General features: G+C 74.0%; 19 protein-coding genes and 1 riboswitch. Of the genes, 13 read left to right on the top strand and 6 right to left on the bottom strand.

Annotated features, from left to right (window positions below; translation table 11 throughout):
• Nucleotides 1–4 precede the first annotated feature (4 nt).
• Both EV562_RS16750 and EV562_RS16745 read left to right on the top strand, forming a co-directional pair.
• Entirely contained in the window at nt 5–409 is a 405-nt protein-coding gene (locus EV562_RS16750; protein ID WP_133887862.1) for a DUF4913 domain-containing protein, read from the top strand.
• Between the two features lie 44 nt (nt 410–453).
• A complete protein-coding gene (locus EV562_RS16745) occupies nt 454–993 on the top strand; it encodes an NUDIX domain-containing protein (RefSeq protein ID WP_133887620.1) in 540 nt (179 codons plus the stop codon).
• On the opposite strand, the gene EV562_RS16740 is transcribed toward EV562_RS16745, so the two are convergent.
• Nucleotides 974–1,528, bottom strand: coding sequence for a hypothetical protein (locus EV562_RS16740; protein ID WP_133887619.1), 555 nt, complete (start codon nt 1,526–1,528; stop codon nt 974–976). The genes EV562_RS16745 and EV562_RS16740 overlap by 20 nt on opposite strands.
• A gap of 43 nt (nt 1,529–1,571) precedes the next feature.
• On the opposite strand from EV562_RS16740, the gene EV562_RS16735 reads away from it, so the two are divergent.
• Nucleotides 1,572–4,196: a hypothetical protein gene (locus EV562_RS16735; RefSeq protein ID WP_133887618.1), complete on the top strand. Its 2,625-nt coding sequence runs from the start codon at nt 1,572–1,574 to the stop codon at nt 4,194–4,196.
• 74 nt (nt 4,197–4,270) lie between these two features.
• On the top strand, nt 4,271–5,596 hold the full coding sequence (locus EV562_RS16730; protein ID WP_133887617.1) for a hypothetical protein: 1,326 nt from the start codon (nt 4,271–4,273) through the stop codon (nt 5,594–5,596).
• Between the two features lie 13 nt (nt 5,597–5,609).
• On the opposite strand, the gene EV562_RS16725 is transcribed toward EV562_RS16730, so the two are convergent.
• The 4 genes from EV562_RS16725 to EV562_RS16710 all read right to left on the bottom strand — a co-directional run bounded on the left by EV562_RS16725 (nt 5,610) and on the right by EV562_RS16710 (nt 10,309).
• A complete protein-coding gene (locus EV562_RS16725) occupies nt 5,610–6,560 on the bottom strand; it encodes an ABC transporter permease (protein ID WP_133887616.1) in 951 nt (316 codons plus the stop codon).
• Nucleotides 6,547–7,530, bottom strand: a complete 984-nt coding sequence (locus EV562_RS16720) for an ABC transporter ATP-binding protein (protein WP_133887615.1) — start codon at nt 7,528–7,530, stop codon at nt 6,547–6,549. Before EV562_RS16720 ends, EV562_RS16725 begins: the two co-directional genes overlap by 14 nt.
• A 61-nt stretch (nt 7,531–7,591) precedes the next feature.
• A complete protein-coding gene (locus tag EV562_RS16715; protein ID WP_133887614.1) occupies nt 7,592–8,824 on the bottom strand; it encodes an outer membrane lipoprotein carrier protein LolA in 1,233 nt (410 codons plus the stop codon).
• 474 nt (nt 8,825–9,298) lie between these two features.
• Entirely contained in the window at nt 9,299–10,309 is a 1,011-nt protein-coding gene (locus EV562_RS16710; RefSeq protein WP_133887613.1) for a polyprenyl synthetase family protein, read from the bottom strand.
• Nucleotides 10,310–11,029: 720 nt separating this feature from the next.
• Nucleotides 11,030–11,190: riboswitch (cyclic di-AMP (ydaO/yuaA leader) on the top strand.
• Nucleotides 11,191–11,194: 4 nt separating this feature from the next.
• Here EV562_RS16710 and EV562_RS16705 point away from each other — a divergent pair.
• On the top strand, nt 11,195–11,686 hold the full coding sequence (locus EV562_RS16705; protein WP_133887612.1) for a transglycosylase SLT domain-containing protein: 492 nt from the start codon (nt 11,195–11,197) through the stop codon (nt 11,684–11,686).
• 99 nt (nt 11,687–11,785) lie between these two features.
• Here the strand turns inward: EV562_RS16705 and EV562_RS16700 are convergent, their stop codons facing one another.
• Nucleotides 11,786–12,595 (bottom strand): HAD family hydrolase, encoded by an 810-nt coding sequence (locus EV562_RS16700; RefSeq protein ID WP_133887611.1) that lies wholly within the window; start codon nt 12,593–12,595, stop codon nt 11,786–11,788.
• Between the two features lie 299 nt (nt 12,596–12,894).
• Between EV562_RS16700 and fahA the strand changes: the two genes are divergently transcribed.
• The 8 genes from fahA to EV562_RS16660 all read left to right on the top strand — a co-directional run bounded on the left by fahA (nt 12,895) and on the right by EV562_RS16660 (nt 22,604).
• Complete coding sequence (gene fahA / locus EV562_RS16695) at nt 12,895–14,130, top strand: fumarylacetoacetase (protein WP_133887610.1); 1,236 nt, start codon at nt 12,895–12,897, stop codon at nt 14,128–14,130.
• Between the two features lie 322 nt (nt 14,131–14,452).
• On the top strand, nt 14,453–15,391 hold the full coding sequence (locus EV562_RS16690) for a M56 family metallopeptidase (RefSeq protein WP_133887609.1): 939 nt from the start codon (nt 14,453–14,455) through the stop codon (nt 15,389–15,391).
• A gap of 216 nt (nt 15,392–15,607) precedes the next feature.
• Nucleotides 15,608–16,396: a GntR family transcriptional regulator gene (locus tag EV562_RS16685; protein WP_133887608.1), complete on the top strand. Its 789-nt coding sequence runs from the start codon at nt 15,608–15,610 to the stop codon at nt 16,394–16,396.
• Nucleotides 16,397–16,453: 57 nt separating this feature from the next.
• Nucleotides 16,454–16,681 carry a ferredoxin family protein gene (locus EV562_RS16680; protein ID WP_030145386.1) on the top strand — a complete coding sequence of 76 codons (228 nt, stop codon included), beginning with the start codon at nt 16,454–16,456 and terminating at the stop codon, nt 16,679–16,681.
• Between the two features lie 14 nt (nt 16,682–16,695).
• Entirely contained in the window at nt 16,696–18,063 is a 1,368-nt protein-coding gene (locus EV562_RS16675) for an ABC transporter substrate-binding protein (protein ID WP_133887607.1), read from the top strand.
• Nucleotides 18,060–18,950: an ABC transporter permease gene (locus tag EV562_RS16670; RefSeq protein WP_133887606.1), complete on the top strand. Its 891-nt coding sequence runs from the start codon at nt 18,060–18,062 to the stop codon at nt 18,948–18,950. The genes EV562_RS16675 and EV562_RS16670 overlap by 4 nt, the downstream gene beginning before the upstream one ends.
• Nucleotides 18,934–19,863: an ABC transporter ATP-binding protein gene (locus tag EV562_RS16665; RefSeq protein WP_243860073.1), complete on the top strand. Its 930-nt coding sequence runs from the start codon at nt 18,934–18,936 to the stop codon at nt 19,861–19,863. Before EV562_RS16670 ends, EV562_RS16665 begins: the two co-directional genes overlap by 17 nt.
• 17 nt (nt 19,864–19,880) lie before the next feature.
• Nucleotides 19,881–22,604: a fumarate reductase/succinate dehydrogenase flavoprotein subunit gene (locus EV562_RS16660; protein WP_243860089.1), complete on the top strand. Its 2,724-nt coding sequence runs from the start codon at nt 19,881–19,883 to the stop codon at nt 22,602–22,604.
• The last annotated feature ends 24 nt before the right edge of the window (nt 22,605–22,628 follow it).

The raw sequence follows: 22,628 nt of genomic DNA, 5'->3' as shown, positions 1-22,628 counted from the left end.
CACCATGGCCCCCGCCCACGAAGCCGACCCCACGCCGGAGCAGCCGCAGGCACCGGCCTTCATCCTCTATCTGGACGGCGCCGAGTACGCCGAGGAGATGCGGAGCCTGGCCCTGTGGGTCTCCGACCTGCTGCTCCCCGTCTACGGCCGGGAGGTGACCTCCGCGCAGCCGTGGTGCCCGCGCTGGTGGGAGCACCTGGAGGCGGTCGCCCGGCTGCACGCCCTGTGGCTGGCCTGGCAGGAGTACACGGACCCGGCGGCGGGCGCCTCAGGACCGGCCGTCTGGCACCGGGACCACCTCGGTCCCGTGCTGTCCGAACTCCGCTCGCCGCACGGCCCGTTCGCCGGATGCCGGCCGGGCGGCCACCGGGCCAAGGCGGCGCCGGCGGTCGAGGCGTACGACGGCTGACGGACCCGACGGCGGACATCGGCGAACAGACCGGGGAGGACCTCATGCGCTGGACCGTCCACACCGAACGCGTCATCCACGACACCCCGTGGGTGCGCCTGCGCGCGCTGGACGTCGAGCAGCCGGACGGCACCCGCACCGACTACCACGTGGTCAGGCTGCGCGACGTAGCCGTGACGGCGGCCGTCGACGGCGAGCGGCGGGTGCTGATGATGTGGCGCCACCGCTTCGTCACGGACACCTGGGCGTGGGAGCTGCCCATGGGGCTGGTCGAGGACGGCGAGGAGGCCGCGCGGGCGGCCGCGCGCGAGCTGGAGGAGGAGACCGGATGGCGCCCGGGAACGGTGCGCGAGCTGGTCTACGCGGAGCCGGCGGCCGGCATCACCGACGCCCGGCACTTCGTCTTCCGCACGGACGACGCCGTGCGCGTCGGCGAACCGACCGAGCGGAACGAGTCGGACCGGGTGGAGTGGATCCCGCTCTCCCGGATCCCCGCGATGATCGCCCGCAGGGAGATCGTCAGCAGTGCCACGCTGGTCGGCGTCATGGCACTGCTGCTCGGCCTCAGCCCCGAGGCGGACTGAAGTGGTCGATCCCGGCGAGAATGGAGCGCTTCAGCTTGAGGGACTCGTCGATCTCCGCCCGGGTGAACCGCTCGGGGTCCTTGGCGTACAGGGCCCGCCCGCGCTCCGAGACGAAGCGGTCCGCGGGGACGCGGTCCTGCCCCGGGGGAAGGAACTTGGCGACCTCCTCCAGCGCGGCGATCGCGTACGCCGTCGACGGGCGGACCGCCCGGTGCTCGGCCGGCGCCGTGCCGAGCAGGCGCAGGCCGGATTCGGTGGAGATCTCGTCGCTGACCCACATGAACTCGCCCGGATCGACGATGCGCGAGGGCTCCCGGCCCCCGAACGCGGGCGGTGCGGGCGGAAGTTCGTCCACCATGCGGAACGCGAACGAGCGGGTGCGTCCGCACTGCGGGCAGGTGCCCTCGAAGACCGCGGTCAGAGCGCCGTCGTGGTCCTCCAGCCGGTGCTCGCGCGCGAACTGCTCGGCGCCGCACTCACAGGGGTGGAGGTCGATGTAGAGGTGCGCCTCTTGCAACGAACGTGCGATCAACATGGCAGGATTCTACGGGGCTCATAGGCGCAGGGGGGAGACGTCAGTGAACCAGGGCGACGAGAGGGAACGGCCCGAGGAGACGGTCATCACGGCCACGGATGTCCTCGGCACCGGCTTCCGGGCGGACAGCGGCACGCGGCTTCCGCGGGAGCGGGTACTCGCCGAGGCCGAGGCCGCGCTGCCCGTGGTCGTCCAGGCGCTGTACGCCGACCGGCTGCGGGTGAACGGCATCACGGAGCAGGACGGGCGCCGCTTCTTCTCGCTGACCGACGACAGCGCCAGGAACCTCACCGTCAGGCTGGAGGCCGCGTCGCTGCCCGAGCGCACCGTGGCGCGCAGCTTCGTGAACACCGCCTCCGACAACCACGTCGTCCAGCTCTCCGACCGCATCGCGCCCGAGCAGATCGGCCGCGCGCTCAGCCACGAGGTCAACGAGCTGCTCGCCGTGCGGGACCGCGCCGAGCGCGCCGAGGCGCCTGCCGCCGGCGACATGCTGCGTCGCGGCGCCGCGCTGCCGGAGCGGCCGCGGCTGTCCGACGAGGACCTGGGCCGCGTCGGCGAGCTGAACTACCTCACGGAGCGCATGAACGACGGGACGCTGACCGCGCCGCAACGCCTGGAGGCGCGCGGCGAGCTGTCCCAGCTGATCGACCACACCGGCCTGCGGGTCGGCGCGCCGCCCGACGACGCGGCCGCCCGGACGCTGGAGCAGTACGCGGTCGCCATCCGCACCGACACCGTCGGGCCGCACCTGACGACGGACGCCCGGCGCGCTCTGCGCGAACTCGGCCGTCCCATCGACCAGTTGGCCCCCGTTGACGCACAGGTGCTCGGGGAGCACCGGGCCCGGGTCGCGGAGGGCCGGGCGTCCGGCGCGCCGCTGGGCTCCGCCCCCGCCCTGCCGCTGCCGGGCCTGCACTCCGACGGCACACCGATCCCCCGGGATCAGCTCGTCGCCGCCCGGGACGAGGCGGCCCGGCAGCGCACCGACACCGGACTGAGGACGCTGGAGCAGCTCCGTGCCGAGGCGGCCGGCCTGCCCGAGGGCCGGTACCCGCAGCGGGAGATCATGATCGGCGGCGGGGCCGCGCTCGCGGGCCGCGATCCCGACGTCCTGCTGGTCGACTCGCGGGGCCGCTGGCACGTGGACCCCATCAAGGGCATCGTGCAGTCCGCCGACCAGGTGCGGCACCTGCGGGAGGTCGGCTGGGACCCGTACCGGTTCGGGGACCCGAAGGACCGGGTCTCGCTCGCGGCGCTCCAGTTGTGGGAGGACACCGCGGCCGCCGCCGGCCCGCTGGTCGACGGGCGCGCCTCGCTGAGCCTCGCCGACGACGGACGGCTGCTCGCGGAGATATCCCCGGCGGACGGCTCGCCCCCGGTCACCGTCGAGGTGGTGGGCACGCCGCTGGTGGCCACGGGCGTTCCCCCGGAGGTCGTACCGGGCGTGAACCGGCAGGTGCCGACGATGGACGAGGCCGCCCGGGCGCTCACGGACCACCTCGGCACGGTCGGCACGCCCGAGGCGCTCCACGCCAGGGACCGGCTGGCCGCGCTGCCGGAGGGCGAGGGCCGGGCCGCCGCCGCCCTGGACATCCTGGCCGAGCCCGCGGTGGCCGACGCGCTGCGGGCGGCCGGGGACGACTCGACGGCCGTCCGGGCCCGGGAGACCGTCGAGGCGACCGCGAAGTGGGAGCAGGCCAGTGCCGAGGCTCCCGGGCGGGTCCTGCTCGGGGACGAGGTCGGCGACGGGGCCTACGACCCGACGGTCGCGGACAACTGGGTGATCGCCGGTATCGGCGGCGGCGCCATCGCCAACACGGAGATCATCCTGGAGGGCAACCCGAACGCCCGGGTGACCATGGTGGGGACCGCGGCGCCCTGGGTCCTCCACAACGACTCCCAGTACCTGGCGATGCGCCGGCAGTACGACGCCGAACTCGGCGGCGACGGGCGCCTGGTCACCGTGCCCAATCAGCGGCTGGGCGCCGTCGAAACGGTCCGCACCCCGGACGGCGGGGTCCGGCTCAAGGCCCGCGACGTCGAGGGGGACGCCTACGTCGCCTGCCTCGGCCGGGTGGCCCGGCTGCCCCAGGCCGCGGACTCCCTCGACGCCTGGGCCCGGCAGAGCGGCGGCCAGGTCAAGGGCGAGCTGCTCTTCGACAGGAGCGAGCAGTACCTCGGCTACCGGCTGCACTTCCAGGCGGGTGACCGGCAGCACACCGTCGACGTGACGGGCGCCGCCTCCCGGATGCTGCCCGGCAACGTGTTCAGCGAGAAGGACATGGCCAGGCTCGCCGTCGTGGACCGCAGGACGGCGCCGCCGGAGAGCGGCAACGTGGCGGCCGGCTTCATGGCCACCGCCCTCCAGGGCTCGCACCTGGCCAAGCACCGCGCGGAGCAGTCCGGCAACGCACCGACGGCCCGGACGGGCGGCGCTCCCCCGGCAGCCGGAGCGGGCAGCAACCCGGTCGCGGGCGCGGGCACCAACCCGGCAGCCGGCACGGGCACCAACCCGGTCGCGGGCGCGGCCCGCCTCCAGTCCGGGCGCAGACCGCAGGGACCGGGCTCCGCTCCCGGGGCCGGACCGGCCACCGGTGGTCCGACCACACCGCCCCGGCTGCCCAAGCCGCCGCAGCCGGGCGGGGGCGGCGGGCCCGCCCGGTGACGGCCGGCGGCCGCGCCGCACAGCACATCCGCGCCCGGGAAACCCGACGACCAGCCATCACGGAGGAACGGACCATGCGCACCACGAGGACCGCACTGGCGGCCGCCCTGGCCGCGGTACTGCTCGCCGGGTGCGGCTCGGGCGACGACGGGGAGCGGGACGGCGCGGACCGGGGCCCGGACGGTGGCCGCGCCACGCCCCGGCTCCACGTGCCGCCCGCCTTCGACGGCACCCGGGGCTGGGACGAGGAACCGGGCCGGATGCCCTCGGCCACGGACGCCGAGCCGGTCGTCGCGGTCGGCGGCACGGTCGCCCACGTCGAACCCTCCGGCGACGGCTACGCGGTCCGGGTCCGGGACGCGGCGACGGGCGAGGTGCGCTGGACCAGCACCGTCCAGCGGCTGCCGGTGACGGACCCGGACGCCCCCGGCGGCCCCGGCGCCCCCGGGCTGACCGCCGTCCGGCAGGGGGACCGCACGTACCTGGCCCTGTGGGCGGTCGGCGAGCGGACGGACGGCGCCCTGTCCGAGGAGAAGGAGGTCGTGCGGATCGGGGTCTACCCGCTGGACGCCTCCGGCGACTCGGTCGCCCCGCTCCACGACGTCCAGGTTCCCGTGAACACGCAGGAGGGGTCGGTCCAGGCCCGGGACGGCGGCGCCGGGCTGCTGCTCTCCTGGCGGTCGGCCGGCGAGCACCGGGCCGTCGTGGACCCGGGCACCGGCCGGGTGACGCGGTACGACGATCCCGCCGCGCTGATCCCCGACTGCGACTCCGCGATGTGCGCCGGAAGCGCCGTGGTGGCCGTCACCCCCGAGGGGCCCGTGGTCGGCGGCACGTCGGGCGGTATCCGGGTGCCGGGCGGCTGGAGCGGCGAGGACATCGCGCCGGAGGGCGTCGAGACGGGCCGGACGTTCGTCAGCGGGGAACAGAACGGCACGCTGGCCGGCGTCCGCGACGGCATGTTCGTCGCCCGCTGGCGGGCCGCCGACACCGCGGACGCCTACGTCTGGTCGGCGCACGACCTGGCGAGCGGCCGGCTGCTGGCGAGCACCGTCTGCGACGACGACGGCCCGGACGCCCCGAGCGAGCCGGTGGCCTCGCCGAAGGGCACCCGTCTGGCCCTGGGCGCGGTCCTGTTCGACGTCGAGGCGGGCACGGGCCGGTGCCTGGCCGCCGAGGACGGCCGTCCGGGTGTCACGGTCACCGCCGTCACCGACGACGGCACCGCGTACGGCACCACGAGCGCCGGGGCGGGCGTGGTGGTACCCAAGGGCGCCGGGACACCCGAGGCGCTGCCCGGGGGCACCCTGGTGCCGGCCGCCGCGCTGGACGAGGGGGCGTTGTTCGTCCGGCGGGGTGACGACGGCACCCTGCGCCTGTCGGTGCGGCGGGCTCGCTGACGCCGGACCGGCGTCACGCCGTGATGTCGCGGGTGGTGAAACGCGCCCAGGCCGCCGAGCCGAAGACCGCCGCGTAGAGGGCCTGGAGACCCAGGTTCTTCACCAGGTCGTCCCAGTAGACCGGTTCGCGCATCAGGTCGGCGAAGGACAGCCAGTAGTGCGGAAAGAAGTACGGCTGGAGGGCGTCGAGCTGGGGGATCTGGTCGAGGATCTGGACGGTGATCAGCAGCCCGACCGTGGTCGCCATCGCCGCGATGCCGCTGCCCGTCAGGGTGGAGACGAACAGGCCGAGGGCCGCGACGCCGACGAGTGAGGCGGCCACGGCCAGGGCGATCAGCAGCGCTCGGCCCAGGCCCTCGGCGTAGGTGATCCGGGTGCCGGAGATGGTGATCAGGTCGCCGACGGGGAACAGCAGCGCGCCGGCCGCGAGCGCCGACACCGCGACCACCAGGGTCGCCGCGAGGCAGAAGACGAGCACCGTCGCGTACTTGGTGAGCAGCAGCCGGGAACGGCCGGCCGGGGCGACCAGCAGGTAGCGGAGCGTGCCCGCGCTCGACTCGCCCGCGATCGCGTCGCCCGCGACGACGCCGACGGCCATCGGCAGGAAGAACGGCAGGGTCGCGGCGAGCGCGGTGAAGACCAGGAACAGCCCGTTGTTGCTCACCTGCGAGATGAACGCCGGCCCCTCGCCGCCTCCGCCCCCGCCGGGCGCGGAGCCGTCACTCGTCTCGATCCTCACGGCGATGCCCACCAGGACCGGCACCGCGGCGAGCACCGCCAGCAGAGCGAGGGTGCGCCAGCGCCGGAAGGTGGTCAGCAGTTCGCTGCGAAGCAGTCCGAGGGACCACAGCGGGCTCGGCCGCCGTGCCGCCCGCGGTCCCGGCCCCGCCCCCGGCGCCGCGTCGGCGGACTCCTCCAGCGGCTCCTCCCGCGCGCCGGTGTGCGACGCCTCAGCCCGCGACATCGAACCCCTCCCCCGTCAGTGCCACGAACGCGTCCTCCAGCGAGGCTCGTTCCAGAGCGAAGCCCCGGACCCGGACCCCGGCCGCGACCAGCGCCGCGTTCACCTCCGCGAGGTCGCGCTCCGGCGGCTCCGCCGTCACCCGGTCACCGGCGACGGCCACGTCGGCGGCGCCCTGCTCCTTCAGCACCCGGGCGGCGTCCGACGCGTCCGGCGTGGTCACCGCCAGCCGGCCGCGCGCCCCGGCCGCCAGGTCGGCGACCGCGCCCTGGGTGAGCAGCCGCCCCTGGGCCATCACGGCGGCGTGCGTGCACACCTGCTCGATCTCGTCCAGCAGGTGGGAGGAGAGGAAGACGGTGGTGCCGTCGGAGGCCAGCTCGCGCACGAGGGTGCGGATCTCGCGCATGCCCTGGGGGTCGAGTCCGTTGGTCGGCTCGTCCAGGACGAGCAGCCGGCGCGGCTGGAGCAGCGCCGCGGCGAGGCCCAGCCGCTGCTTCATGCCGAGCGAGTAGGCCTTCGCCTTCTTGCCGCCGGCGGCCGCGAGGCCCACCCGGTCCAGCGCGGCCGCGACGCGCTCGCGCCGGGTGCGCGGGTCGGCGGTCGGGTCGGCGGCGTCGTAACGCGTCAGGTTGTCGCGCCCGGAGAGGAAGCCGTACAGGGCCGGGCCCTCGATGAGGGCGCCGACCCGGGGCAGTACGGTGCGGGACGCGCGCGGCATGGGCTGCCCGAGGACCCGGGCGCTGCCCGAGGTGGGCTCGATCAGCCCCATCAGCATGCGGATGGTGGTGGTCTTGCCGGAGCCGTTGGGGCCGAGGAAGCCGAAGACGCTGCCCGCCGGGACGGTCAGGTCCAGACCGTCGACGGCGAGCTGTCCGCCGCGGTAGCGCTTGGTGAGCCCGCGGGTGGCGATGACGGCGTCGTCCGCGCTCTCCCGGTCCGGGCGCCGCGCTCGTACGGCGGACGGTTCGGCCATCGGCTCCCTCGTTCTCCTCGTCCCGACCTCCCCGCCGTACGGGCGGCGGGCAGCGTACGGGCTACTTCGCGGCGTCGGCCGCCTTCACCAGGGCGTCCTTGGTGACCGCACCGGCGTAGACCTTGCCGTCGTCGGTGATCAGGGCGTTGACCAGGCGGGTCTTGAAGACCGTGCCCGACCCGAAGTCGCCCTTGACCTGGTCGCCGAAGGAGCCGAGGAAGCCGCCCAGGGCTCCGAGGTCGCCTGCCGGGGAATCCGTGGGCAGGCCGCCCCGGGAGCCGGTGTCGAAGGCGGCGATCGAGTTCCAGCCCTCGCCGATGACCTTGAGTGCGTCCAGCCCCTCGGCGGGTCCGCCCCCGGCCTCGCGGTCGTGCCCGGGAACCTCGGCGCTCTTGTCGCCCTCGGTGACCTTCGCCCCCTCGGGCGGCGTGAAGTCGAACGTGGACGCGTCCGGCTTCGCGAAGCCGACCTTGGTGAAACCGACGTCCACGACGGCGGCGCCGCCGCTCGCCGGGGTCAGCGTGAACTTCAGCGGGGTGCCGGTCTCGGCGTCCACGGCGACGGTGATCGCACCGACCGTGGAGCCGTCCTGCTTGGGCTCGACGACCAGGCGGTACGCGTCCCGGCCGGCCACCTGCGCGGTGCCGCCGACGGACACGGACGTGGTGTCGTCGATCGACGCGAGCGCCTCGTCGGCGAAGTCCTTCGGGGTGGCCGGCACGTCCTTGCGCGGCTGCCCGGCGCTGCCGGAGGAGGCCGGGGCGGTGGAGTGGTACACCTCGTTGGACTTGCTGTCGTAGCCCCAGACGTCCTTGCCGTCGTGGATCAGGCTGTACTCGGCGGCGTTCTCCATCAGGGACAGCTTCTGCCGGTCGGGGCCGTCGACGGCGACGCGCAGCGTGTGGCTGCCGGACGCCAGCTCGGTGAGCTTCGCCGACGGGTCGGCGGCGGATCCCCCGTCGTCGCCGCCGGAGCCCCGGCCCGCGGCCATGCCGGACATCAGGCCGCTCTCCAGACCGCCGAGATCCGGCAGGCCCAGGTCGGTGTTGATCCGTACCGTGCCGGACATCTGCTGGACGTCCGACGCGGCGATCTTCTCGATGAGCTGCTCCGCCGTGACCTTCGGCAGGTCGGGGTCCCCGGAGTCGGCGAGCGCCGGGACGAGGCCGATCGTCACGGCCGCCACTCCCACCACCGCGACCGGGACGACGTACCGCGCGGCCTTGCGCCGGCCGGCCTGCGGCTCCTCGCCCGCTCCGGCGGTCGTGCTGTCGTCGGAATCGATCGGTGCCATGTGTGCCCTACCTCCGTCGTCGGCGGCGGCTGTCCCGCGATGTCACTCGTTCACCCGTGAGCCGCCATTCTCACCCGAATCGGTGAGGATTGGTGTTTTCCCGTGGTGTCCATCTGACCAAATCACCGGAGCACAAGCGTCAGACCGCGGGCTCAACTCCGCCTACTCCTGCGGGATGACACACACGGGCGGCGGCTCCCCCGGCCCGTAGGGGGCCGGGTACGCCGTCGGCGTCCGTACGGGGCCGGGTATGCCGCCAGTGTCCGTACGGGGCCGGGTATGCCGCCAGTGTCCGTACGGGGCCGGGTACGCCGCCGGTGTCCGTACGGGCGGGTACGCCGCCGGTGTCCGTACGGGCGGGTACGCCGCCGGTGGACGGCGCACGGCCGACGGTGGCCGGCGCAAGGCCGGAAGGGGGCAGCCGGTGGACGCAGGCGCCGCACGGCTCGCCCCCGGGCTCAGGGCCGGACGGGGTCAGCCGGCCCGGTGGACCACCGCGTCGCACAGCTCCACCAGCGCCACCTTCGCGTCGCACTCCCGCAGCGGGGCCAGCGCGGCGCGGGCCTCCTCGGCGTACCGGACGGTGTCCCGGCGCGCCTGCTCCAGCGCGGGGTGGGCGCGCAGCAGGCGCAGCGCCTCGGCGTGCCGCGCGTCGTCGCTCAGGTCGGAGTCGAGCAGCTCGCACAGGGCGAGGTCCTCGGCCAGCCCCAGCCGGCCCGCCCGCTCGCGCAGCCGCAGGACGGGCAGGGTGGGGATGCCCTCGCGCAGGTCCGTGCCGGGGGTCTTGCCGGACTCGTCGGAGTCGGAGGCGATGTCAAGGACGTCGTCCGCGAGCTGGAAGGCGACGCCGAGCCGCTCGCCGTACTGGGTCAGCACGTCCACCACCGTCTCGTCGGCGCCGGACATCATGGCGCCGAACCGGCAGGAGACCGCCACCAGCGAGCCCGTCTTGCCTCCCAGCACGTCCAGGTAGTGATCGACCGGGTCCCGGCCGTCCTGCGGCCCGGCCGTCTCCAGGATCTGGCCGGTGACCAGCCGCTCGAACGCGAGGGCCTGGACGCGGACCGCCTCGGGGCCGAGGTCGGCGAGGATCTGCGAGGCGCGGGCGAAGAGGAAGTCACCGGTGAGGACCGCGACCGAGTTGCCCCAGCGGGTGTTCGCGCTGGACACCCCGCGCCGCACGGCGGCCTCGTCCATCACGTCGTCGTGGTACAGCGTGGCGAGGTGGGTCAGCTCCACGACCACGGCCGAGGGCACGATCCCGGGGGCGTAGGGGTCGCCGAACTGCGCCGAGAGCATCACCAGCAGCGGCCGGAACCGCTTCCCGCCGGCCCGCACCAGGTGCTGGGCGGCCTCCGTGATGAACGGCACCTCGCTTTTGGTTGCCTCGAGCAACCCTTCCTCGACAGCAACCAATCCGGCCTGGACATCGGCTTCCAGAGCCTGGTCCCGCACGCTCAGCCCGAACGGCCCGACGACGGTCACGAGGGGTCTCCTGTCTGCTGGTGTCTACTGGCGATTACCTGGTTTGTCGATAGGTCGCTGCCACCACTCAAGTCAGCGTATCCGGTCACGTTTCGATCACCGCTAGCGCCCACCGTTACAGGCCGGTCGGTATCGGATCATGAGCGATATGTTTTTGATCAGGTGATACGAGCAGATTCTGATCGAAATCGCACATCGCCGGCGGGGACGAACCGGACCCGGAACGGCGAGCGGGCCGGAAGCCGCCGTCCGAGATCCCACCACCCCTCCCAACGGCCCGCACTCCGAGAACGTCACCCCCTCGACACCCGCCCGGGGACAGGCACCGGCGCCCGCACCGGCCCCGCGCCCGCGCCCTCCGCCCGCGCGCTCACCACCCCGCTTCCCCCCTCCGTCGCGCTCGACACCCGAAGCCGCCCCCCTGCGCGGCCGGTTGGGACACAGTTGGGCTTAATGCCCGTTTTGCCGTGCTTGTTGAGGCCAGTGAGTTGACTCACTCCGGACCACCCGCGGGCGACCTCTCCGCAACCTGTGCCCTCCCTTTGTCCCGCAAGCCAGTTGAGGCATCGCAACAGCAAAGGATCAAGAGCCTCAAACACCCCAGAACAAGGTCAACAGGCATGTTGGGTGATTCCTGCACTTGTTTCGGACATGTGCTCTCGCATACGTTCCCGGCCTGTCGGGCGGACGCCGAATCCTGCCACCGCCCGTCGCACAGTCATCCACTCAACACTTCGCAGGCAGGAGCGGGGGACCCAGGTAAGTCGCCGCGCCGGTCACCACCGGAGCGGCTCGGGGTGAAGCCGTACCCGTCAGGGCACGGCCGGGCACCTCCCCGCCCGAACCCGACAGCTCACCTCGCAGGCGTAAGGAGAGGGACACTGCATGTCTGCCAACGGTCAGAACCGTCACGCCCGCACCAGCCGCCTCGCTCGCAAGCTCGCCCTGGTCGGAACCGGTGCCGCGGTGCTCGCGATGCCGCTCGTCGGCGCCGCCACCGCCTCCGCGGCCACCCCGGCCGCCGCCACGACCGCCACCACGGCGGCGGCGACGTACCCGGACAATCTGGACGGCTGGATCCGCGAGTCGCTGGACATCATGGCGCAGCACGGCATCCCCGGGACCTACGAGGGCATCCACCGCAACATCATGCGGGAGTCCTCCGGCAACCCGCTCGCCATCAACAACTGGGACATCAACGCCATCAACGGCACCCCGTCCAAGGGTCTGCTCCAGGTGATCGACCCGACCTTCCAGGCGTACCACGTGGCCGGCACCTCCTGGGACCCGTACGACCCGGTCGCCAACATCACCGCCGCCTGCAACTACGCGGCCGACCGCTACGGCTCGATGGACAACGTCTTCAGCGCCTACTAGGCCGCACCGCCACGGGGGCGCGCCCCACGGGGGCGCGCCTCACACGGCCGGGCCTCACACGGCCGGGCCTCACGAGGCAGTGCCTCACGGGGCAGTGCCTCACGAGGTACCGAAGATCCGCTCGAGGACGACGGCCACGCCGTCGTCCTCGTTCGTCGTGGTGACCTCGTCGGCCACCGCCTTGAGTTCGGGGTGGGCGCCGGCCATGGCGACGCCGTGGGCCGCCCACTGGAACATGGGGATGTCGTTGGGCATGTCCCCGAAGGCGATCGTCCGCCGCCGCTCCAGGCCCAGGTGCTCGGCGGCCAGCGCGAGACCGGTCGCCTTGGTGATGCCGCACGGCTGGAGCTCCACGGTGCCGGGCCCCGACATGGTGACCGTCGCGAGGGAGCCGACCACCGCGCGGGCCGTCGCCGCCAACTCGTCGTCGGTCAGCTCGGGATGGCGCAGCAGCACCTTGCTGATCGGCGTGGACCACAGCTCCTCGCGCCGCTCGACGCGCACCGCGGGCAGGGCCGGGTGGGGCATCAGGTAGCCCGGCTCGATGAGCGTCAGCCCGTCGACGCCGTCCTGGTCGACGGCTGCGTGCACCTGGCCCACCTCGGCCTCGATCTTGCCGAGCGCGGTCTCGGCCAGCTCCCGGTCCAGGGTGACCGACCACAGCATCCGGTGCGCTCCGGCGTCGTACACCTGCGCGCCCTGACCGCACACCGCGAGTCCGGCGCAGCCGAGGCGGTCGAGCAGGGCGCGCACCCGGGGGGCGGGCCGCCCCGTCACCACGAGGTGCCGCGCACCCGCCCCGGCGACGCGCGCCAGCGCGGCCAGCGACCGTTCGGAGACGGTGTCGTCGCCGCGGAGCAGCGTGCCGTCCAGGTCGGTGGCGACGAGTGAGTACGCGGTGCGGTCCATGATCAGAGAATACGGACACCGCACCCCTCCGACTCACCCGCGACCGCTTCCGTACGAGGACGGAGCGAGTGCGCTCGAACCCGTACGCGGATGCACGCGGACGTCCGATCATGCCCACAACCTCGTTGTCTTCCTTTTGTTCCGCTGCCCGCCCTCGCCGCGCCGTCGGCCACCCGGAGACGGGGAAACGACTGCCCAAGACCGGTGGAGCACCCGTAACGTGTGGCCCGACCACGTGTCACGCGGCACACCCGGCGCGCACGGCGCACATGGCGAGCACGAGAGCGAGGCAGCACCCGATGCCCCCCTTCGATGTCCCCGAGGGCGACCCCTTCGGCCCGCACAACCTTCCGTACGGCGTGTTCTCGGTCCCCGGCCCGGACGGGCGGACGGAGCGGACCGTGGGCGTCCGGCTCGGCGACCACGTCCTCGACGCGGGCGCGGCGGCCCACGCGCTCGGCTCGCCGTACGCGTCCCTGCTCGCGCAGCCCACCCTGAACCCGCTGCTGGCGGCCGGGCGCACCGCCTGGTCGGACGTGCGGCGCGCGCTGACGGCGTGGGTGACGGTCCCCTCGCACCGCGAGACCCTGGAACCCCTCTTCCACCCGCTGTCGTCGGTGACCCTGCACCTGCCCTTCGAGGTCGCCGACTACGTGGACTTCTACGCCTCCGAGAACCACGCCCGCAACGTCGGCCGGATCTTCCGCCCCGAGGCCGCCGACCCCCTCACCCCGAACTGGAAGCACCTCCCGATCGGTTACCACGGCCGCTCCGGCACGGTCGTCGTCTCGGGCACGGACGTCGTACGCCCGTCGGGGCAGCGCAAGGCCCCGGCCGACGCGGCTCCCGTCTTCGGCCCCTCCGTCCGCCTGGACATCGAGGCCGAGGTCGGCTTCGTGGTGGGCGTGCCCTCCGAGCTGGGCCGTCCGGTGGCGCTCGGTGACTTCCGCGAGCACGTCTTCGGGCTCTGCCTGCTCAACGACTGGTCCGCCCGGGACGTGCAGGCCTGGGAGTACGTCCCCCTCGGCCCGTTCCTCGGCAAGTCCTTCACCACGTCGGTGTCCGCGTGGATCACCCCGCTGGACGCGCTGGACGAGGCTCGGGTGGCGCCGCCCGAGCGCACCCACGAGCTGCTGCCCTACCTGGACGACACGGACGACGACCAGGACGGCCCCGGCGGCTACGACCTGCGGATCTCGGTCGCCGTCAACGGCCACGTCGTCTCGGAGCCGCCGTTCTCCACCATGTACTGGACGGCCGCCCAGCAGTTGGCCCACATGACGGTCAACGGCGCCTCGTTGCGCACCGGCGACCTCTACGGCTCGGGCACGGTGAGCGGGCCCACCGAGCGGGAGCGCGGGTCGCTGCTCGAACTGACCTGGAACGGCCGCGACCCGCTGGAACTCCCCGACGGGAAGCGGACGTTCCTGGAGGACGGCGACGTGGTGACCCTGTCGGCCTGGGCTCCCGGCCCCGGCGGCGTCCGGGTGGGACTGGGCGAGGTCACCGGGCGAGTGGTCGGCCGGGGGGCCTGAGGGTTCGCCCGGCGGGGCCGGAAGCCGGGTTCCGGGTTCCGGGGTTCTGAGCGGGTGCCGGTGACGGGTGCCCGGTTCTGGTCCGGGTGCCGGGTGCCGGGTGCCGGGTGCCGGGTGCCGGGACGGCGTACTCCGGGAATCCGGAGTGACCCGGGGCCCGCCGACGGCTGACTCGCACCGCCCGGTCCCGTCATACTGGCGTCGGGCGGTGTGCGCCCCGGGCCGCCGCGATCCGGTCCGGAACCGTCCGACCGAGCACAGCACAGCACAGCCCCTGTACAGCCAGAGCCGCCATCCTCGACCAGGATCCGGAGCCAGTGGCATGACCGTCTGCCTGCTCCTGCTGTTCGTCGTCGCCGTGCCCGCCGCGGTGCCGGTGCCCCGAGCGCTGACCCGTTCCGCGTGGCCCGAGCGGGATCCCGTGGTCGCGCTGTGGGTGTGGCAGTGCCTGGTCGCCACGGTGCTGCTGTGCTGTCTGACGGCCCTCGTCCTCGGCGCCGCCGCCGTCTTCGGCACCGTCCGCGCCCAGCTCTTCGCACCGGCGCCGCCCGCGGTGACCGCGGCGTACAACCTCTCCGCCGGACCGGTCTGGGCGGCCGTCCTCACCCTGCTGCTGGCGGGCGGTGCCGCCTGGACGACCGCGATGCTCGCCCGTGAGCTCGTCGAGGCCCGCCGCCGGCGTGCCCGGTCCCGCGCCCACCTGCGCGAGCGCGCCCCCGACCTGCCCGCGGGGCTGCCCGCCTCCCGCGGGCCGCTGCTGGTCCTGGAGGACGAGTACCCGGACGCCTGGTGGATGCCCGGCAACCCGCCCCAGCTGATCGTGACCACCGGCGCCCTGCACCGCCTCACCGACCATCAGCTGGACGCGGTCCTCACCCACGAGCGCGGCCACGCCCGCGCCCGGCACGACTGGCTGCTGCACCTGTCCACCGCCCTGGCGACCGGGTTCCCGAGCGTTCCGCTCTTCGCCCACTTCTGCGACCAGACCCACCGCCTGGTCGAGCTCTCGGCCGACGACACCGCCTCCCGGCGCTGCGGCCACCTGACCACCGCGCTGGCCCTGATCGAGCTGAACCAGCACCGCGGCGTCCTGTCCTGCGCCTCCAGCCACCGCCTCCTCGGCGAGCGCGTCGACCGTCTCCTGGAACCCCGCCCCCGCCTCCCCCGCCGCCACCGCGCCCTGACCACGGCGACGGCCGCCCTGGTCCCCTTCATCCCCCTCCTGATCACCTTCGCCCCGGGTCTGACGGCCTTGGCCTAGCAGCGGCGCCCTCGCCCTCGCCCCGGCAGTGTCGGGCCGCGCGACCCGTCCCGCGCCCGCACCACGCGGCGCCCCCGCCCGCAGCCGGAGAACCCCGTGGCAGAAGTCGCCCGCCCGCCACGAAAACCCCAGCTCATCCGCGCGAGCGGCGGATCCCGGGGTGGCGCAACATTCCGGCAACACCGTTAATCCGACCGGATAGGTATGGTTCCAGCCATGCCGCCCACCGACCGCATCCGAGACCACGCCGGCCAGGGCGCGACCACCGTCGCCGCCCAGCGCACGCGGCGCCGGCTGCGCGCCGACCGGGCCCGTCAACTGGCCGACCTGCTGCGCCGGCAGCTCCTCGACGACGCCTACCCCGACGGCACCCTCCCCCACGAGGACACCCTCGCCGCCGACTACGGCTCCACCCGCAACACCGTCCGCCAGGCCCTCGACCTGCTGCGCGCCGAGGGCCTCGTCGCCCGGCAGCCCGGCATCGGCACCGTGGTCGTGGGCCGCAAGTACGCCCACGGGCTCGACCGCCTGATGGGCCTCGCGGAGACCCTGCACGAGCACGGCCGCGTCACCAACGAGGTCCGCACCACGGTCCCCGTCCCGGCCCCCGCCCCGGTCGCCGAACGTCTCCGCGTCCCGCCCGGCGCCGACGTCCTCTACATCGAGCGGCTGCGCCGCCTGAACGGCGTCCCCCTCTCCCTGGACCTCACCTACCTGCCCCTCGACATCGGCACCGAACTGCTCGGCGCCGACCTGGAGAACACCGACGTCTTCCGCCTCCTGGAGTCCGTCACCGGCCGGCCGCTCGGCCACGCCGAGATCACCCTGGAGGCCGTCACCGCCGACGCGCACTCCGCCGCCGTGCTGGAGGCCCCGCGCGGCACGGCCGTCCTCATGCTGGAACGGCTCACCCACCTCGCCGACGGCCGCCCCGTCGACCTGGAGTTCATCCGCTTCCGCGGCGACCGCATCGCGATGAGCGGTCTGCTGCACCGGTCCCTCTGACCCGACCCCGCCGACACCCCTCGCGCATCTCCCTCGCGCACCTCCCTGGAGACAGCCATGCCCTTGGCGCCCCAGCGGGCCGACGTGCCCGTGACCATCGACGAGTCGAAGTGCATCGAAGGCTGCACGCTCTGCGTGGACATGTGCCCGCTGGACTCCCTCGCCATCGACGAGCGCAACGGCAAGGCGTACATGCACGTCGACGAGTGCTGGTACTGCGGCCCGTGCGCCGCCCGCTGCCCCACCGGGGCGGTCACGGTCAACATGCCCTACCTGCTCCGGTGAGAGGCCGACACCCCATGGAACCGAAACGCCCCGCACTCCCCGTCACCGCGGCCGCTGCCGTCGCGGTCCTGCTCCTCCCTCTCACCGCCTGCGGCGGCGACGCCTCCGCCGACGGGGACGGCTCCACCGTCACCGTGACCGTCGGCTACCAGTCCAGGACGATCAACACGGTCACCGCCGGCACCCTCCTGCGCTCGCTCGGCTACTTCGAGAAGCAGCTCGCCTCCCTCGGCGACGGCGTCACCTACAAGGTCGACTGGCAGGACTACGCGACCGGCGCGCCCATCACCGCGCAGATGACCGCCGGGAAGATCGACATCGGGTCGATGGGTGACTTCCCCCTGCTCATCAACGCGGCCCGCGGCAAGCAGCTCGGCAAGCCGACCCGCATGGTCTCGGTCACCGGCTACAACCTGCGCGGCGGCCTCAACACCATCGTCGTCCCGACCGGTTCCTCCCTCGCCTCCCTGAAGGACCTCAAGGGCAAGAAGGTGTCGACGAGCGTCGGCTCGGCCGCCGACGGCACCCTCGTGCGCGCCCTGCGTCGCGCCGGCCTCGACCCGGCCGAGGACATCGAGAAGCTCAACCAGCAGCCGGCGGTGGGCGCTTCCGCCCTGGACTCGGGAAGCGCGGACGCCCTGTCGCAGTTCGTCGCCTGGCCCGGCCTCCTCGCCCGCCAGGGCAAGGCGAAGGCCCTGTACGACGGAGCGCAGCTGAACCTGCCCACCTTCCACGGCGTCACCGCCGTCGAGGACTTCGCGAAGAAGCGCCCCGCCGTGCTGGAGGCCTTCCTGAAGGCCCAGGCACAGGCGACCGCGTACCTGGACGCGCACCCGGTGGCCGCCGCCGAGAAGGTCGCGAAGGCCACCGGCCTGCCCGCCGAGACCGTCTACCTCTACAACGGCGCCCAGGGCATCGCCACCTTCGACCCGGCGATCCGGCCGCAGCTCGTCGACGCCCTCAAGGAGGACGTGTCGGTCCTCAAGGACGCGAAGCTCACCGGCGACGTGGACGTGGACGCCTTCGTCGACGACCGGTACGTGAAGAAGGCGCTCGGCCCGGCGGAGTACGCCGAGCGGCTCGCCGCCACGCCCCCGGAGCCGGCCGGCGAGGTCTGGCCGAAGGGTGCGCACAAGAGCGTCCCCTTCGCCTCACCCGACGCGCTGCTGCGGCATCTCGCCGGGCATCGCGACGAGGTCCGCGCCGCCTACGTCCCCGACGCCACCACCGGCACGCTGTGGTTCGCCGACCAGGCCGTGTGGGTGGCCGACGGCGGCCGGCTGCTGCCCTTCGTCGCTCCGGAGACCGCGCGGGCGTACCTCGCCGGGCACGGCGGAGCGCGGGTGGTCACGTACGCCGAGGCACTGGAGCGGGCGTCGTGAGCCGGTACGCCCGGTACGCGCTGCGGATCGCCTCGCTCGCCCTGGCCCTGGGCCTGTGGCAGCTGCTGACCAGCCAGGACATCGATCTGTGGCTGCGCTTCTCGCAGTTCCCCACCGTCACGGACGTGGCCCGCACCTTCGCCGGCCGGCTCGCGGGGCCGGACTACTGGACCGACCTCACCGACAGCCTGACCCGCATCCTCACCGGCTTCGTGCTCGCCGCCGTGCTGGGCGTGGCCACCGGTGTGCTGGTGGCCCGCTCGCGGCTCGCCGAGGACCTGCTCGGCCCGGTCCTGGAGGTGATCCGGCCCGTCCCGGCCATCGCCCTCGTCCCCGTGGCGATCCTCCTCTTCCCCTCCAACGAGCAGGGCATCGTCTTCATCACCTGCACCGCCGCCTTCTTCCCCGTCCTGGTCTCCACCCGGCACGCGGTACGCGCGCTGGCCCCCGTCTGGGAGGAGGCGGTCCGCACCATGGGAGGCGGCCGGTGGCGGGTCCTCGGCTCGGTGGTCCTGCCGGGCGCGCTGCCCGGTGTGTTCGGCGGTCTGTCGGTCGGCATCGGCGTCTCGTGGATCTGCGTCATCTCCGCCGAGATGATCTCCGGTCAGTACGGGGTGGGGTACCGCACCTGGCAGGACTACACGGTCGTCGACTACCCCGGCGTCTTCGTCGGCATGGCCACCATCGGCGTGCTCGGCTGGCTGACCTCCACCGCCGTGGAGCTGCTGGGCCGCCGCCTGACCCGCTGGCTGCCCCGCACCGGACATCTCCCGGCCGCCCGCCCGAGGTCCGCGCGGGCCGGTGCGGCACCACCGCCCGCCGGAGCCGCCCCGCACAGGATTCCCCGCGCCCAGCCCGAGGAGGCACGCGATGAGCACCTCGTCTGAGACCGAGACGGAGACCGAGGCCGCAGCGGAGACCGAGGCCGCAACGAATACGGCGGCCGGGACGGAGACAGCGGCCGGGACGGAGACAGCGGTCGAGACCCGGGCCCAGGTCGGGACTGAGGTCGCGGCCGGGGCCGGGCTCCGGAACGAGGGCGGCGCGGGTGTCGCCGGGACACCTCCTCGCGGGACTCGGCTCACGCTGCGCGCCGCCTCCCTCGGCCGGCCGGACGCCGCCGCGGTCAGCGGCGTGGACGTCGACGTCTCCCCGGGCGAGATCCTGACCGTGGTCGGCCCCTCCGGCTGCGGGAAGTCGACGCTGCTGCGCACGCTGGCCGGGCTGCTGCCGCCGCTGGCCGGGACGGCGGAACAGGACGGCCGTCCGATCCACGGCCCAGGTGCGGACCGGGCGCTGGTCTTCCAGGAGGACGCCCTGCTGCCCTGGCGCACCCTGCGGGCCAACGTCGAACTCCCCCTCGCCGTCCAGGGCCTGCCCCGCGCCGAACGCCGGCGCCAGGCGACGGCCTGGCTCGAACGGGTCGGACTCACCGCCCAGCTGCGGCAGTTGCCGCACCGCGTCTCCGGGGGCCAGCGCCAACGCGCCCAGCTGGCCCGCGCACTGGCCGGACGACCCCGCGCCGTCCTGATGGACGAACCCTTCGGCGCCCTCGACGCCCAGACCCGCGCCGGCATGCAGGACCTGCTGGTGGAGGTGCTGCACGGCACGGGCGCCACCGTCGTCTTCGTCACCCACGACGTGGACGAGGCCCTGTTCCTCGGCGACCGCGTCGCCCTGCTCGGCGCCGGCCGCCTCGGTGCCGTACGCGAGGTGCCCCGGCCCAGGGACCGCACCGCGCACGACGATCCGGCACGGGTGGCGCTGCGACGCGACGTCCTGACATCCCTCGGCACCTGAAAGGCCACCTGGTGGAGATCCCCTCCCTCACCGACGCCGAAGAACTCTCCTGCGACGTCCTCGTCATCGGCGGCGGCACCGCGGGCACCATGGCCGCGCTGACCGCGGCCGAGCACGGCGCCGACGTACTGCTGCTGGAGAAGGCCCACGTCCGCCACTCCGGCGCACTCGCCATGGGCATGGACGGCGTCAACAACGCCGTCGTCCCCGGCCGCGCCGAACCCGACGACTACGTCGCCGAGATCACCCGCGCCAACGACGGCATCGTCGACCAGTCCACCGTCCGCCAGACCGCCACCCGCGGCTTCGCCATGGTCCAGCGGCTGGAGTCGTACGGGGTGAAGTTCGAGAAGGACGAGCACGGCGACTACGCCGTCCGGCAGGTGCACCGGTCCGGTTCCTACGTGCTGCCGATGCCGGAGGGCAAGGACGTCAAGAAGGTCCTGTACCGGCAGCTGCGGCGACGTGAGATGCGCGAGCGGATCCGCATCGAGAACCGCGTGATGCCGGTCCGGGTCCTGACGGCGGACGGACGGGCGGTGGGCGCGGCCGGCTTCAACACCCGCACCGGGCGGTTCGTGACCGTCCGCGCGGGCGCCGTGATCCTCGCGACCGGCGCCGCCGGCCGGCTCGGCCTGCCCGCGTCCGGCTACCTGTACGGCACCTACGAGAACCCCACCAACGCGGGTGACGGCTACGCCATGGCCTACCACGCGGGCGCCGAGCTGACCGGCATCGAGTGCTTCCAGATCAACCCGCTGATCAAGGACTACAACGGCCCGGCCTGCGCCTACGTCGCCAATCCCTTCGGCGGCTACCAGGTCAACCGGCACGGCGAGCGCTTCGTCGACTCCGACTACTGGTCGGGCCAGATGATGGCCGAGTTCGCGGCGGAGGTCGCCAGCGACCGCGGTCCGGTGTACCTGAAGCTCAGTCACCTCCCGGAGGAGTCGGTCTCCGCCCTGGAGTCCATCCTGCACTCCACCGAACGGCCGACACGCGGCACCTTCCACGCGGGCCGCGGGCACGACTACCGCACCCACGACGTGGAGATGCACATCTCCGAGATCGGCCTGTGCGGCGGCCACTCCGCCTCCGGCGTCCGGGTCGACGACCACGCCCGCACCACCGTCCCCCGCCTCTACGCGGCCGGTGACCTGGCCTGCGTGCCGCACAACTACATGATCGGCGCGTTCGTCTTCGGCGACCTGGCGGGCGCGGACGCCGCCCGGTACACCGCCTACGCGGGCGAACTGCCGGCCGAGCAGCTGCGCGAGGCGCACGAGCTGGTCTACCGCCCGCTGCGCAACCCCGACGGCCCGCCGCAGCCGCAGGTCGAGTACAAGCTGCGGCGCTTCGTCAACGACTACGTGGCCCCGCCGAAGTCCGGCGCCCGGCTGTCGCTCGCGCTGGAGTCCTTCCAGCGGATGCGCACGGACATCGCGGCCATGGGCGCCCGCACGCCGCACGAGCTGATGCGCTGCGCCGAGGTCTCCTTCATCCGCGACTGCGCGGAGATGGCCGCCCGCGCCTCCCTGGCCCGCACGGAGTCCCGCTGGGGCCTCTACCACGAGCGCGTCGACATCCCCGAGCGGGACGACGCGTCCTGGTTCCACCACCTCGATCTGCACAAGTCCCCCTCCGGTGCGATGGAGTTCACGGCACGACCCGTGGCTCCCTATCTCGTTCCGATCGACGAGTTCACGCCGGTCGGCGGGCCCTCCCGGCACCTCGGCGAGGTGCACCCGGAGCAGGTGGCGACGGCCGGTGCCCGCGACGCCGCGCCCCTCGGCGACGGGACGCACCCCACCGCCGCCACGGCCGCCCGGGCCGCCCCGGTCACCGAACCCGGCGCTGCCGGCTCCCCCCGGCTGCTGGAGCTGCTGGCCCTCGCCGAGCACGAACCCGACCTCTCCGTCCTCCGCCCCTACCTGTCCGCTCCCGAGCCGGGCGTCCGGCGTACGGCGGTCACCGTGCTCACCGAGACCGTCCCGGCAGGCACCGGTCCGGCGCTCGCCGACGCGCTCTCCGATCCCGACGGCGAGGTGCGCGCCGCCGCGGCCGCCTCCCTGCGGGAACTGGCCGAGACGCTGAAACCCGAACCCGCCCTGAGCGAGCCCCTCACCGAGGCTCTGGCCCAGGCCGACCCCGTCGTCCGGGCCACGGCGCTCGACCTGCTGCGCATCCTGCGGCTGGGCGACGCCGGCACCTTCGCCGCGGCCCTGCGCGACCCCGACGCCCCGGTGCGCATCGAGGCGGTGCGCGGACTGGTCTCGCTGGACGCCGCGGAGGCACTCTCCCCCGCCGCCGATGACCCTTCGCGTGAGGTGCGGGTCGCGGTCGCCAAGGCGCTGGGGACGCTGCGGGCGGCGCCCCGCCCGGGCACGGCCCTGGACCGGCTCACCGAGGACCCTGACGTCCTGGTCCGCGGCGCGGCCCTCGTGGCCCTGGCGGACACGGGCTGCCCCGCCCCGCTGGCGGCCCGTGCGGTCGCCGCGCTGTCCGACCCCGCCTGGCAGGTACGGGCGGGTGCGGCCACCGCGCTGTCCGCCGCCGCTTCGGACACCGCGGTGCCGGTCCTCACCAAGGCGCTCGCCGACCGGAACGCCGACGTCCGCAAGGCGGCCGTCCTCGCCCTGACCCGGCACACCGCCGGCACCGAGGAGGCCAGGGCGGCGCTCGCGACCGTCACCGACGACACGGACGCCGACGTTCGGGCCTACGCGACCCGGGCCCTGTGACGCGGACGCGGTGACGCGGCGAAC

This window comes from Streptomyces sp. BK208 (assembly GCF_004364245.1).
Taxonomy (GTDB): Bacteria; Actinomycetota; Actinomycetes; order Streptomycetales; family Streptomycetaceae; genus Streptomyces.
This window is presented reverse-complemented; position numbering and strand designations above follow the sequence as displayed.

Bases quoted from the DNA above. Each gene is read 5' to 3' on its own strand.
- EV562_RS16680 (WP_030145386.1), top strand. From the start codon at position 16,454: ATGCCCTTGGCGCCCCAGCGGGCCGACGTGCCCGTGACCATCGACGAG.
- EV562_RS16690 (WP_133887609.1), top strand. From the start codon at position 14,453: ATGACCGTCTGCCTGCTCCTGCTGTTCGTCGTCGCCGTGCCCGCCGCG.
- EV562_RS16665 (WP_243860073.1), top strand. From the start codon at position 18,934: ATGAGCACCTCGTCTGAGACCGAGACGGAGACCGAGGCCGCAGCGGAG.
- EV562_RS16725 (WP_133887616.1), bottom strand. From the start codon at position 6,560: ATGTCGCGGGCTGAGGCGTCGCACACCGGCGCGCGGGAGGAGCCGCTG.
- EV562_RS16675 (WP_133887607.1), top strand. From the start codon at position 16,696: ATGGAACCGAAACGCCCCGCACTCCCCGTCACCGCGGCCGCTGCCGTC.
- EV562_RS16730 (WP_133887617.1), top strand. From the start codon at position 4,271: ATGCGCACCACGAGGACCGCACTGGCGGCCGCCCTGGCCGCGGTACTG.
- EV562_RS16715 (WP_133887614.1), bottom strand. From the start codon at position 8,824: ATGGCACCGATCGATTCCGACGACAGCACGACCGCCGGAGCGGGCGAG.
- fahA (WP_133887610.1), top strand. From the start codon at position 12,895: ATGCCCCCCTTCGATGTCCCCGAGGGCGACCCCTTCGGCCCGCACAAC.
- EV562_RS16705 (WP_133887612.1), top strand. From the start codon at position 11,195: ATGTCTGCCAACGGTCAGAACCGTCACGCCCGCACCAGCCGCCTCGCT.
- EV562_RS16740 (WP_133887619.1), bottom strand. From the start codon at position 1,528: ATGTTGATCGCACGTTCGTTGCAAGAGGCGCACCTCTACATCGACCTC.
- EV562_RS16685 (WP_133887608.1), top strand. From the start codon at position 15,608: ATGCCGCCCACCGACCGCATCCGAGACCACGCCGGCCAGGGCGCGACC.
- EV562_RS16750 (WP_133887862.1), top strand. From the start codon at position 5: ATGGCCCCCGCCCACGAAGCCGACCCCACGCCGGAGCAGCCGCAGGCA.
- EV562_RS16720 (WP_133887615.1), bottom strand. From the start codon at position 7,530: ATGGCCGAACCGTCCGCCGTACGAGCGCGGCGCCCGGACCGGGAGAGC.
- EV562_RS16700 (WP_133887611.1), bottom strand. From the start codon at position 12,595: ATGGACCGCACCGCGTACTCACTCGTCGCCACCGACCTGGACGGCACG.
- EV562_RS16745 (WP_133887620.1), top strand. From the start codon at position 454: ATGCGCTGGACCGTCCACACCGAACGCGTCATCCACGACACCCCGTGG.